The 13119-nt window shown below is 59.6% G+C and carries 8 protein-coding genes and 2 pseudogenes; 3 read left to right on the top strand and 7 right to left on the bottom strand.

The window, feature by feature from the left end:
• Nucleotides 1-743: KUP/HAK/KT family potassium transporter (locus EN969_RS03475; RefSeq protein ID WP_206525129.1), on the bottom strand; the 743-nt coding region annotated here is incomplete at its 3' end.
• Between the two features lie 975 nt (nucleotides 744-1718).
• Between EN969_RS03475 and EN969_RS36595 the strand changes: the two genes are divergently transcribed.
• Nucleotides 1719-1997, top strand: a complete 279-nt coding sequence (locus tag EN969_RS36595; RefSeq protein ID WP_063169289.1) for an AlpA family phage regulatory protein — start codon at nucleotides 1719-1721, stop codon at nucleotides 1995-1997.
• Nucleotides 1994-2626 carry a hypothetical protein gene (locus EN969_RS03465; protein ID WP_127274163.1) on the top strand — a complete coding sequence of 211 codons (633 nt, stop codon included), beginning with the start codon at nucleotides 1994-1996 and terminating at the stop codon, nucleotides 2624-2626. Before EN969_RS36595 ends, EN969_RS03465 begins: the two co-directional genes overlap by 4 nt.
• Here EN969_RS03465 and EN969_RS36590 read toward each other — a convergent pair.
• Nucleotides 2592-2720, bottom strand: a complete 129-nt coding sequence (locus EN969_RS36590) for a hypothetical protein (RefSeq protein ID WP_135907184.1) — start codon at nucleotides 2718-2720, stop codon at nucleotides 2592-2594. The genes EN969_RS03465 and EN969_RS36590 overlap by 35 nt on opposite strands.
• Nucleotides 2721-3600: 880 nt before the next feature.
• Nucleotides 3601-4056 carry a transposase gene (locus EN969_RS03455; RefSeq protein ID WP_256748481.1) on the bottom strand — a complete coding sequence of 152 codons (456 nt, stop codon included), beginning with the start codon at nucleotides 4054-4056 and terminating at the stop codon, nucleotides 3601-3603.
• Nucleotides 4057-4849: 793 nt separating this feature from the next.
• On the opposite strand from EN969_RS03455, the gene EN969_RS03450 reads away from it, so the two are divergent.
• Nucleotides 4850-5365, top strand: coding sequence for a DUF2285 domain-containing protein (locus EN969_RS03450; protein WP_224570032.1), 516 nt, complete (start codon nucleotides 4850-4852; stop codon nucleotides 5363-5365).
• Between the two features lie 784 nt (nucleotides 5366-6149).
• Here the strand turns inward: EN969_RS03450 and EN969_RS03445 are convergent.
• The 4 genes and pseudogenes from EN969_RS03445 to EN969_RS03430 form a co-directional block, all read right to left on the bottom strand.
• Nucleotides 6150-7625 carry an NAD-dependent succinate-semialdehyde dehydrogenase gene (locus EN969_RS03445; protein ID WP_095769043.1) on the bottom strand — a complete coding sequence of 492 codons (1476 nt, stop codon included), beginning with the start codon at nucleotides 7623-7625 and terminating at the stop codon, nucleotides 6150-6152.
• Nucleotides 7626-8040: 415 nt separating this feature from the next.
• A pseudogene (locus EN969_RS36710) lies at nucleotides 8041-8766 on the bottom strand (pitrilysin family protein); the annotation flags it as partial.
• Nucleotides 8767-9315: 549 nt separating this feature from the next.
• Nucleotides 9316-10620: pseudogene (locus tag EN969_RS03435) on the bottom strand (pitrilysin family protein); the annotation flags it as partial.
• 1950 nt (nucleotides 10621-12570) lie between these two features.
• The coding region (locus EN969_RS03430; RefSeq protein WP_164758139.1) for a HAMP domain-containing sensor histidine kinase at nucleotides 12571-13119 on the bottom strand (549 nt) is incomplete at its 5' end.

The following is a 13119-nucleotide window of genomic DNA, read 5'->3' as shown; positions in this document are numbered from 1 at the left end:
CCGGTGACGGCGAGGAAGACTGCACCAACCGTAACGAAGGCGACGTCAGGCGAGTTGACCAGGAACGACACGATGTAATGCGGGCTGATTGCCAGCAGGATTTCCGGGTCGTCCATGATGTGGTTGAGCCCGGAAAGGCCGATGGCCAGGAACCACAGCGCGGTAACGGGTCCGAACACCAATCCTACGCCGCCGGTGCCAAACCGCTGTACCGCAAACACGATCGCCAGGATGGCCAGTGTCAGCGGCACCACATAGGGCTGGAACGTCGGCGTGACGACATTCATACCTTCGACCGCCGACAGTACCGAGATTGCCGGCGTAATGACGGCGTCGCCAAAAAAAAGCGCCGCGCCGACGATGCCGATGCCGATGCCGATGCCGAGGATCACCGCAGAGCAGGTCGGGAAACTGTTGCGCGCCAGCGCCATAAGCGACAGCACTCCGCCCTCGCCTCGATTGTCGGCGCGGAGCACGAACATGATGTATTTGATCGTCACGGTGATCGTCAGGGACCAGATGATCAGCGAGAGTACGCCGAGGATGTCGCCACGGCTGGCGACGTTGCCACCCGCTGATGCATGCAACGCCTCGCGAAATGCATAGATCGGGCTGGTGCCTATATCGCCATAAACGACACCTAGTGCGCCCAACATCAGCGCCTTGGTGCTGTGCTGCTCGACCTCAGAATGGCTCGATTGTTCGACAGGTTCTGCCTCGTTACCAGCATTGGTAAGGGCCATGGACGACACTCCGATAAGCGCGCGGTGCTCTACGCTTGCTGCACTGCAATATCAAGTTCCGTCACGTAATGTCTGCCGTCTCGCCTGTCGTTGCTCGCCTTGGTAGACTCGCCAGCCCGCAGCCCTACCGAGCAGCAATAGCGCCCCGGCAGAACCCTCAATCGCCCAGATCAATGAATGGTTATCGCCCACAGTGCCCCCCCGCGATGCGGCCGATGGCGACCAGGGTGTCGTGGGCGCACAAGGATGGCGCTTTCCTGATGACGCCGTGCTCCAGGTGTGATCGCACCGTTGCTGCGCAAGCCATTTACTTGCTCGTCCCAGCGAGGACCGTGGCCAACTGGAACGCAGGGCCACGCCGCTCACCGGCCGCACTTTGCGGCGCAGATAACGATTCGATCTCCGCGGCGAGATTCTGGTTGAAGAAGCCACCAAGCTTGTCGAAGGACACACGGTCGTAATATCGACATGCCAGTATCCGCAACCCAGAAAAGCTCCTTGGGCTCCGCTGCGCGCGCCACGAACAACCCGATCTTCTCTGCGAAGAGGACGCCGTAATCCTTCAGGTTGAAGCCAAACCGGGGGGCGGCCGTGACGTATGGGCGAAGGGCTAGGAGGCGGGTTCGGTGAGGAACGGCATTGATGTCCACGCCGTCTCCTGGAAAGACAGAGGAATGCGGTGTCACCGACTGGCGCCGGAGGTTGATCCGGTGATTAGGAGGAGCACTCGTTGTCGGATTCTCGACGATGTCGGACATCTGACACAACGCTGCCAGAGCGATCACGTTGTTCCGAAACGATTTTCCCAGTTGGCACGACAATTGCGGTCCTATGCGCAAAAGCACTGCGATGCCGCACCGACTGGAAGAACTCATCAATGATCACGCTTTTCGAACATGTGGGCGCCGCTACCAACACTAAGCGTTCCCGATCAAACGGAAGCCTCTATCCCTTCTTTCTGAAGGCTGTCCGGACATGAACGCATTTGATGTCCGTCCAACGCTGGATGCTCCCGACGACGATCTCTATCTTTGGCTTGAAGATGTGGAAGGCGAGCGGGCACTTGCCTGGGCCGCCGGCCAGTCGGCAAAGACCCTGAAGCACTTCAGTGGAACGCAGTTCGAGCGCGACCGCGCGACTCTGAAGGCAGGCCTGTTCCCTAAGCGGCGTCGCATCTCCCCCGGCCGAGTCGCATGGCTTGAATCCGATATCAGGGCTTGGATGGAAACTAGATCTGAGAGCCGCACCGCATGAATGTAGCCTCCCAATATCTTCTCCCGTCTGTGGCGCATCACGAAGCCGGGCACGCGGTGGCCGCCATCGTTTTGCACCGTCAGATGTTCGACGACGACCGTGAACTCCCTGCTTTCTCAAGTGTTAGTATTTACCCCGACGCCGGTGACGGAGAGTGCGGTGGTTTTGTCGAAGGCACGGTTTTCTATTCAGCGCAAGGATTCACCTCGGAGCTAAAGCCGATTTTCGAGAACGATATGGATCGACATTTCCAACGCGATGAAGCGATCCAAGAGATAGTTGCGTGTCTGGCAGGTCCTTTTGCAGAATCCGCATTCGAAGGCTATCTGGACCCGCGCGATATGGCGATGAATGCGTCCGATGGGAATGAGGGGAGCAGCGACTACGCGGATGCCAAGCGAATCTATGGTGAGTTGCGGTTCCTGATGCCGCGCCGCCCCCGTTGGAGGCGGATCGAAGATTGCACGGCCCGGCTAGTACTCGATCACTGGTCAGCCATCGAAGCATTGGCCGCGCATTTGCTGGTCAAGCATGATCTCCAATTCGATGAGGCTCTGACGATTGTTGCGCCGCATCTTCCGCCCATGCCAGCAGCTACGCCGCCAGAGCGTCATCCGCAGCCTGCTTGATCAGCCATTCGATGTGATTTGACCACATCTGCAACACCTCGCGCTTCTCCTTGACGTTGCTATAGAGATTGTAGATTTCGCCAATGTCTGTCAAGGACGCCGCCTTGTGATTCAGTATGTGCTCGATGACGTGTGGCAATACCTGCCGCCTGCCGAGATTTGTCGCGAGCGTCCTGCGCAGATCGTGAAGGGTCCAGTTCTCCAAAGCCACCCCGTCAGTATTGACCTTGCCGTCTAGAGCCTTCTTGCCCTTCGCGTAGCCTGAGAAGTGGCTTCTTTCGTTGCCCCTCGCAGGGAAAAAAACGTGTCATTGGTCTTCGGTACCGTCTGGGGGACCGACACCGCCAGTGTGGACAGCGGAATAAGCGTAGGCTCTTCGTTCTTCGTGCGGTCACCCGATAGTTCCATGTTCCGGCTTCAAGGTTGAGGACCAACGCATCGCGGCAACTTCCGTACGCCTCTGTCCGGTCAGAATGAGCAGCTTGACGATGGAGCCGAACGAATAGCCGATATCGCCCGGTTCGGGCTCACAGCCCGTTCATATAGCCGCCAGTTCGGCATCGTTCACCACTCGCTTGCGCTTGACGATCGGGGCCGGATCCGGATTTTCCAATCCCTCGCGGGGAAACCGCGGATGAGCCGTTGCGGCGGTTTGCGACACCAGTTGAAAAATGCCCGCATACACCAGAAGGCCGTGTTAGCCGCTTGCGGGTGACCCCCGGCGACGATCTTCTTGGTGATGTTAGCAATGTCGGTGTCGATCACATGGTGGATAGAGCGACTCCCGAGGGCAGGCACAAGATACCGGTTCAGGCTGGCCTCGACCAGTGCGGTGTTTTGAGGGTCGTTACTCGGCGGCCTGGAGGTGACCGCCATCGCCGTCCTCGGTATCGTCAGCGCTGATATGCGCCTGATCGGCAAGGAAGGCTGGCAGTTCCGATGGAGCTATGCTGGAATTTGGGTGACGAGGCTGATCAAGCGGCGCTCTGCGGCTTCGTTTCGATGACCTGGATTCCGTCCAGGAACCTGGCACCTGCGATGAGTTTCGGCAACTGATTTTGTCCTTTCAATCGTCGCCACTTCCTGGCCGCGGCCAACAGCTTGAAGACCATCAGCTGGGCGGTTTTCGAGGATAGCGAGCCCTTGGTACGCACCGTGCGATAGCGAACGGTTGCAAAGACGCTTTCGATGGGATTGGACGTTCGCAGATGATCCCAGTGTTGGGCGGGGAAATCGTAGAGCGCCAGCGACGCAATATGATCTTTCGTCAGGCAGTCGACCGCCTTGGCATACGCCTCGGCCTCCATCTCGATCGCATGCGCAAGCAATTTGCGCGCGCCGCTGCGAAGTACATCCGTCAGGGTATCATCGATTTCGTCGGGCTGACGAAGGCGAACAATGTGTTGATAGTCTCGTTCATGGCGTATCACTCTCCTTGAGAGGTACTGGCAGGCTTCATCACCCGCCTCGATACGCCGCTCTCCTCAAGCCGCCATCATCCAGTTTCCGCCATGGCTCCCCCTGATTGATCCGCTTCACCTGTGCAACTGCACAGGCTGCCCTAGCGGGGAGATTGGCCTCCAATGGCGAAAGCTTGCCGCAGGAGACCCTCCGATGACCGTGCCTATGGCGCCGCCGCTACGACAACTTGCCGACAAGCAGCGTGCGATCCACTGCCGCGCTACTGCGCCTTCAAGGGACGTCTGGATCGCGACGCAGGAGCCGATGACCGTTACGGGATCAATTCCAGGTCGCGCTGGCCGTCGCTGTGCCAGTTCGACGGTCTGGTGGCAATTTGGGCACATCTTCTGTCGCCGACAGTGGCGATGGCTGACGCTTCAACGAAACGGGGTCTTCGACGTCTGCTGCCTTCGCCGATGCTTTGCGAAGTGGCATAATGTTTCGACGCACGCAGGCGCGGGCAGGGGATGTCAGTCATGAATCTCCTGACTGGCGCGGATCAGGCCGATTGGCGGGATGAAAGATCATACGACTACACCGCTGGCCTGACGCTGCGGGAGTGGGCTTGGGAGTTCTTACGCCGCAATCCAGCGTTCCAGCGCGATCTGACCGCTGCGCGCCAGCATTGCAAGACTTGGTCTCTCCAATCCTTTCTCGATATGGTCGCGTCGGCCGGCGACCTGTCACGCTGGGGTGTTCTGTTTCGCGGAGTCTTGTGGCCGCGCTTCGGTCGTATTCTGGTGTCCGCTCTGGTGCGTCCATGTGCTGCCGGTCATTGCGGAACGGTTGCCTGCCTCGTCGCCGACACCGCCGTTCGAACTCTCGGCATTGCCCTGTCGTGCAATCGTCCTGCTGGCGCCCGACAAGAGCCAGCATGTTCTTCTTCGCAATGCGGACCACGCGCTGCAGCTCGCCGTCTCGGGCGCGAATATCCTCCACCCTGTTTGCCTGCATACGCAAGCCATCTGGCCCGCGGTGCTTTTAAAGCATCGACTGAGGGGACTGGAGTGCCTCAATGCTCTCAGTCTAGGGCAACAGTTGCCCCCCCGCTTGTTTGCGCCGGAAAAGCGCGGCGTTCGTTTGTCCTTCGTTCTTCGTGCGCTCGACGGTTCGCTCGCCGGAGCACCTCATCGCGAGCTCGCCGAAGTTCTCATCGGTCAACGGCGCGTCCATGCCGACTGGGCGGATCCTCGCGATCATCTGCGCGACCGCATCCGTCGGGCCGTCTCGCGTGGCCGCGCGCTCATGAATGGTGGCTACAGAGATTTCCTAATTTGAAAAGCGACAGTCCGCGCTGTGCGTCGGTGGATGAACGTTCGCTCGCAGCTGTACCCGTCACCAACAGTTCGCCCGCCGACAGGACTGCATGGCGCCTTGCAAGTGCGCTCTGGTCTAGCTTGTCGATGCCGAAATGAGATGGGCGAGGGTGCCAAGGCGGTGGTTCATTAGGGCCGGCCTCGACCTGGACGCACATCATTGGTCGGAAAGCGGCGTGCACCGCAATGTCGCCATAGCAGCCAAGATCCTTTGAGGCCGGACCTGCAGTCCTGTTGGACCGGCGGGTGCAACAATATGGAGGGATCTGAGGCCTCACACCGTTCCCTGGTCGACAGCTCGGTCAACATAGCACCCACCGCTTGATTATGGAAATGGTGTGCCTGGAGTGCAGCGAGTAGCGGCTTGCTGCGCACTGTCCTAAGAATAGCAGTCATGACCCGTCTGGGGTTCTGCAACACGACGATTCAACCGCTTGGGCATTGTCGCATATCCCACAATGTAGAATGCGCAACAGGGCAAAAGCTGATCCATCGGCGGTTTATCAATGCTTTTTGGCTTGGCACGGCACATGCAACGCAATCGGCAAAAGGCGCACGAACTGAGTGGCCCATCGGCCCTAGGAGCGCTGACTTATGCCCTCCCAAGGCATGTCCGGCCCGACAGCGAGCTCAGTCTCCTGCCGGGCATCCGTGTTTCAGGTCAACGGCGTTTGGAACTTCCAATTAGGTGGCGGCATTGACCGCAGGCCGCCCCCCGGTGGGGCGGAGAGACAGTGCAGCAGGTTTCAAATCCCGCCCATGCAAAGATATTTCATTTCCAGATAGTCCTCGAGGCCATGACGGGAACCCTCCCGCCCGATGCCGGATTGTTTGATCCCGCCAAACGGTGCCGCCTCCGAGGACATGCGTCCCGTGTTGATGCCAACCATGCCATATTCCAGAGCCTCTGCCACACGCCAGACCCGCTTCAGGTTTGAGGCATAGAAGTATGCGGCGAGGCCGTATATCGTGTCATTGGCCTCGCGCACGACCTGATCCGCATCGTTGAAGCGAATGATCGGCGCGAGCGGCCCGAATGTCTCCTCTTGCGCGACTGCCATGACGCTGGAAATCTCGGTGAGGACCGTGGGTTCGAAAAACGTGCCATTCTTGCCGATACGCTGGCCCCCGCATCGTATTGTGCCGCCTTTCGCAATGGCATCTGCGACGTGAGACTCGATCTTGGCCAGAGCATGCTTGTCGATGAGCGGTCCGATGTCCACTCCGGCATCGAATCCGTCGCCAACCGACAAGTGCCGGATTCTTTCCACGAATTTCTTGACGAACTCATCGTGAACGCTCGATTGGACGTAAATGCGGTTCGCGGAAACGCAGGTCTGGCCGGCATTGCGGAACTTCGCCTGGACCGCACCGTCAACAGCACCGTCAATGTCGGCATCATCGAAGATGATGAAAGGTGCATTGCCGCCGAGTTCAAGGCTGACCTTCTTGATCTGGTCAGAGCACTGACGCATCAGCAGCCGTCCGACCTCGGTCGAACCGGTAAAGCTGATCTTTCGAATCTTGGAATTGGTGCAGAGTTCACGGCCCACGCGATCACCTTCGGACGCATAGATCAGGTTGACCACGCCATCGGGAAAGCCGGCCTGATGGGCGAGGGCGAACATTGCGCCAGCCACGAGCGGCGTCTGTTCAGCGGGCTTGAGCACGATTGTGCAGCCCGCAGCCAAGGCCGGCGAGATTTTGCGCGCCACCATGGAGGCCGGGAAATTCCATGGCGTGATCGTGCCAACAACGCCGATGGGCTGCTTGATCACTAGCATTCGGCGGTCTGTCGAGGGTGCCGAGATCGTCTCGCCATAGACGCGATTGGCCTCCTCGGCATACCATTGCAGATACGCCGCCGCATGCGATACCTCTGAAATGGCTTCGGCAAGCGGCTTGCCCATTTCCGCAGTCAGAATCGCGGCGAGATCGCCTGCATGGTCGATGATCAGCTGATGCCATCGCCAAAGAACGTCGCTACGTTCTCGGGCCGTCAACGCGGCCCATCCCGACTGCGCAACATAGGCCTTGTCTACCGCAGCACGTGTCTCCTCCACGCCCATATCGGGAAGCTCTGCCAAAACTTCGCCGGTCGACGGATTGACGACCTCGAACGTCTTATTGCCAACTGGTCTGCCGAGTGCCGGCAGGCGGTCGATGGCTCCAAACAGGTGCGGGGATTTCAGACGGCGGATCATCGGCAGGCACAGGGGCAATACCGGATTCCTCCTCAACGCAGCGAACATCCAGGTCGACAGGCCGTCAGTGTGTATTCTGCACCAGTGGGTTCGTCGTAGGGCCTCGGCAAAGCAGCTGGTAGACCACGCTAGCCCGATGAAAAGACAGCAGTTTCGTTAGTTTGAGTGCCCGCGGTTCATCAATTGATGGATTAAGCAGTCGGATGTTTGCTTCATCCACCATGCCTGCTGGTGGCATGCGACTGAATTCTGCAAAAAGGCGGCATACATGCTGAGGAGCGCCATTTCGGCGAGAGGCCGCCGGACCGCCAATGCCGCGCAAGGTCGGCGAAAACGACTCCGCGCGTCTGCATGATCTGCTTGGCCCACGGGCCTCCACATTCGCTCTTCCCACGAGAAGCCCCGATGAAGAAGGAAGGTGAGATGAGTTTCTTTACTCATCCTTGCCGCCCAGCGGCGGGCCGACCACCAAAATGGCGGGCTCGGCCGAAAGCAGCTTTTTGGCCGCCGCCTTGACCTGTTTGAGCGTCACCCGACCGATGCTGCGGGCGCGACGCTGGTTGTAGTCGACGTCGGCCTTGTGAATCTGCAAATCCAGGAGCCGGTCTGCAATCGAGCGGGTCGAGCCCAGTTGGTCGATGGCATAGGCGCCGATCAGGTGCTTCTTCGACGCCTTGAGCTCGGCCCCGGTCGGTCCTTGCTGCGCCATCTGCTTTACCACATCTCGCACGATGCTCAGTGTTTGGGCAGCGCAGTCCGAGCGTGTCTCTGTCGTAACCAGAAGCGAGTCAAGGGTTAGTTCAGAGCTGACGTGATAGGCAAGGCCGCGTTTTTGACGTACCTCCTCGTAAAGGCGGGAAGTCAAGTATGAGCCGCCAAGGATGTCGTTCAGCAGCACGGCCGCGTAGAAATCCGGCGCGCTAGGCTTCACGCCAGGCCAGGCCAACGTCAGCGAAGTCTGCGGCAGGTCGTAGTTCTCCTCCACCAGTTGACCGAGTTTCGGCGCGACATCGTAGACGGGGACGAGGGTTTGTTGCTCAGGCAAATCACCAAACAGCTGGTCAAGCCTTTCCCTCAACGTGTTCGCGTCAATGTCACCCACCACGGCAATATGGAGCCCGTCGCGAGCGAAAATGGCCTGGTGGAAGGCGCGGAGGTCGGACGGCGTGATGCCGGGCAGGCTCTCTTTTGTGCCTTCTCCCAGCCTTGAACAAGGATGCGCGCCATAGATCGCGCGCAGCCATTTGCGCTGAGCGATGGCGTTAGGGTCTCGCTCGCTGCCGACGATGCGGGAGACAATCTCGGCGCGGACGCGATCGATCGGCCCCTGCTCGAAGCGCGGCGCGTTCAGCGCGAGCCGAAGCAGGCCGAACGCCGCGTCCTGCTTTTTGGAAAGCATGCACATCGATCCGTAGATGTCGTCGCTTTGCGCGTCCAAACTCATTTCGGCGCCGGCATGGTCGAGCTTCACCTGGAAGGCACCGCTGTCGTAATGGCCAGCGCCTTCGATGAACAGGCCGGCCATCAGTTTGGCCATCCCCTCCTTCCCGACCGGGTCCTGCTTGGTGCCGCCCTTGAAGGCAAAGCCGATGTTGACGATTTCCACTGTGTGGTCCTCCACCAGCCAGGCGATGATGCCCTTTTCGGACTTCACCTCCTGGATGTTCATCGCAGCATGGGGCCGAGCGCCGAGCGTCATCTCTTGATTCTCCGTCTTGGGCAAGAGATAGCCCGTGGTCGAACGGTCGAACGCGAGATAGCGGGCGGCAACTGCTTTGATTTGCTCGGGGGTAACCTTGCGGATGCGATTCGGCCGTTCCTCGACATCCTTCACGGTACCGCCGGTGGCCAGCGTCGAGCCGTAGATGCTGGCGAGCCAGTCCAGGTTGTCTTCCGCAAAGATCATATTGAGCAAATAGTGGTCCTTGGCCTTGCCTAGTTCCTCGTTGCTGACACCATCCTCGGCAATGCGGGCAACTTCGGCAGCGGCCGCCGCTTCGAGATCAGCCAGCTTGGCATCGCCGCGCGGTGCGCCATAGATGGCGAACTTGGTGTCGTCGAGCATAGTGCCCTGGAAATAGACGCGGGCGCTGGAAGCGATACCTTGCTGGACAGCGAGCGCCTGGTAGAGCCGGCCGCGGTTACCGCCGCCGAGAATTTCGGCCAGCAGGTCGAGCGCTTCGGCCTCGCCCGGCTTGGCGGTGTGGTAGGACGGCACCACCCACTGCGTCGAAAAACTGGGCACGCTGACGCGGGCGTCTGAGAGCGTGACGGTGCGCCTGGTGTTCTGCTCGGGCTCAACCGGCCGGATGCGCGGCGGCAGGTCAGGTCCGCGCGCCACCTTGCCATAGGTCTTTTCGGCCAGCGCCCGCACCGTGTCCGGTTCGACATCGCCGGCCACGATCAGCACGGAGTTGTTGGGCCAGTAGTACTTTTCATAGAAGACGGTGGCGTCGACGCGGTTCAGCTGCTCGATCTCCTGCATCCAGCCGATGATCGGGATGCGATAGGGGTGGTTCTGCCACAGCGTCGCGTCGATCTCCTCATGGAGAACGTCCTGCGGGTTGGTGTCGGTGCTTGAGCGGCGCTCCTCGATGACCACATCGCGCTCGGTCTTGACGACATCGTCGGTCAGGATGAGGTTTCGCATTCGGTCGGCCTCGAAGCTCATCATCAGCTCGAGCGCCGACGGCGCCACTGTCTGATAGAAGGCGGTGTAGTCGGAGGAGGTGAAGGCGTTGTTGGAGCCGCCGATCTCGAACACTGCGCGGTCGAATTCGCCGCCCGCATGGTTGGTCGTCGCCTTGAACATCAGATGCTCGAAGAAATGGGCGATGCCGGATTTGCCCGGCGGCTCGTCGGCGCTGCCGATCTTGTACCACACCATGTGGGTGACGATCGGCGCCCGGTGGTTGGGAATGACGACCACCTCCATGCCGTTGTCGAGCACGAAATCCCTCGCCTTGCCGTCCTCCCATGCGACGGGGATCGGAGCCGGCCCCGCGCCGACCAACTCGGACGCAACGGACGTCCTGCGAAGCCCATGAGTGCGGGGCTTGCTTGGTAGTTCTGGTAGGGAGAGTGGGGTTATGGGCTGCGTTCCTGGCAAAGTGATCTGTTCCTCATTTTGAAGGATCTATGTCTCCCGAACGCCTATTGGGAGAAAGTGGATCGGCACGCGACGCCGAGCCACATGAGCCGTCAGCGTGTTGCTGGGCCTGACGCGAGCCTCATCTTTGGATGCGTCCGGGAAACTTTCGGCATGGTGAGGCCATGGGAAGTCTGCTCGTTATCCATTGGGTGTTTGCGGATACCTGAGCATGCCCCGTGCCAAGTAAGAAAGCCCCGATTCGCAAGGTTTGATCCAACCTTGATACTTGCGATATCCGACATTGTCGGGCATCCGACAGAAAGCGCCTTTCGCCGGCGCGCCGGCTATGACGCTCGCCTCCTCCGGCGTGACGACGATCCTTTGGCGGGCGCCGCGCACACCGATCTGCCCGCCTATCAGCACCGCGACATCGAAGGACAGCGCGATCGTGACTGGATGGGTCTTACGCAAACATGCAGCAGTGCCACCGCGATCAGGACTTCATCCGCCCCACAAAGACCCGAGCGCGAGGGACGACGTGTAAGGCAACATGTCATCCTCGATAATGATGCCGCGCATAAAGAGGTAAGGTCCCTCGTCGTACCGGCGAGCCCCTTCGCTGGGTCTCGCGAGGGTCTGGTTTGCGAACGTCGACCGACAGCATCACGGCATGGGCGGCCCCATCGGTAGGCAAGCATTGACCGTGCCATCAGCGTTGAGGCAGCGCAGAGCCCAATTTCCCGGTGCCAGCCGGTACGTTGGAGCTTCAACTGTGGCCAGCCAAGCGGGCCGAGGCCGTGAAACTCCTGATACCCTGGACCGTCCGGATTGCAACGCACGACGCCTTGGTCTCGCGCCAACGTCCATTGACGCTCAGCGAAGCATCATGCGGACGAGCTGGGAAAGCTTGGCCGGGCCGGCGCCTTCCCAGGCGCATGGGACGCGCGACGACCCATGTGGACCTTGGATTTCACTACGCACTTACGCTGCTTTGGCCTTGTCAGCAGCCTGAGCATAAAGCGTGCTCAGCTTTCAGGGCGAGCCTCTTTCATGTTGATAGCATCTGTCGTCATTCAGGATCGCCCCATTCTCGCAGGCCGCTTGCAGCTTTCAGGCTGTTGTCAGCCAGGGCCGCCATAAAGGGTCTCGTTTAACGCATTCGGGAGGCTTCATCACTCGACCACATTAATTTCGGGCCGTTCGCCGGCGCTCCGAATGGCACTTAACACCAGATCCTCTCCAAACCCGTGATGATCCAAGAGGAAAACGAAAAATCCCTAAATCATAAAAAAGCACCGATACGGTCGGCTCCAGGCTGATGAAATTGCGGTCTCACTGGCCACGCACGATACTTGCGATGGCGATGGCCATTGCAAAGGCCGGTCAAGCACCCAAGACGCTGACAAGCACGCCTCCGACCAAAGCTCGATCGTTGGCAGCCTTTCTAGCCGTATACTTGGGGCATTTTGGGACGGCGATCCGGACGCCGATTAAAACCTGCCGGTCGTCTAAATGGAATGGTTGGTCCGGGTCCTTACTGGACCTGCGCCAACCCGATCGGGCCGGCGCACAGGGGCACCCAGACAATTGGACACGTCGCCTTTGCGCGGCGGCTTGCACTTTCTCGGATGGCCTTTTTTCTCCCCGGGCGAAATCGAGCGAGCGGTGAGGCGGAGCCTTCGATTTTGCCGATCATGTCGTGTCGCTTCGATCGAACTGCTCAGACGATGATAGCGGCATTGATTGCCGCGGCCGAAATGCGTTGTGTGAAGTACGATTTCTACGCCGTATACATACTGCCGTACAGTTCGCCCTGTCAGCAGCCTTGCCAGCAATCCGCCCTGTGTCCAACTGTCGTCGAATTCACCGGTGTCATTGAGGAATTCGTATGATCGCCTCGAAACCATCATTGCGACCGCGGGCGGGCGACGCAAGCTCTAGACTGCCACCGATCCGCTGGATAACCATGTTAGCGATATGTAGACCAAGGCCTGAGCCCGCAGCAGGAGTAGCACCACGACTAAATCGCTTTGTAAGCCCTTCGAGGTCGGGGAGGGGCACCACCGGTCCGGCGTTTGCAATAGCGATGGTTCCATCAGTTTGGACGGAAACTGTTGTCGGAACAGTGGGCAGTCCATGTATCAGCGCATTCTCGATCAGGTTACGAAGGAGGATCCCAAACGCATCGACATCCACTTTGCGCATCAAAGTGGGGCAGCCGTCGACGTTAAGATGCAGGCGTCCGGCATATTGCGGCTTTTTCCTCAGGTCATCGATTTCCAGCCGAACCGATCGGACAAGATCGATCGCGTGATCCGCCATGCCAACCCCCGATTCGGCTTGAGCGAGCTGAAGCACTTTTTCGACAAGGCGGCCAAGGCTCGACAGCGCTTGCTCGATGCCGCGCGCACGCATTTTGGC

Source organism: Mesorhizobium sp. M7A.F.Ca.CA.003.01.2.1, assembly GCF_003998945.1.
GTDB classification, from domain to species: Bacteria; Pseudomonadota; Alphaproteobacteria; order Rhizobiales; family Rhizobiaceae; genus Mesorhizobium; species Mesorhizobium ciceri.
Note: the sequence above shows the minus strand (reverse complement) of the source record. Positions and strands in the feature narration are given on the sequence as shown.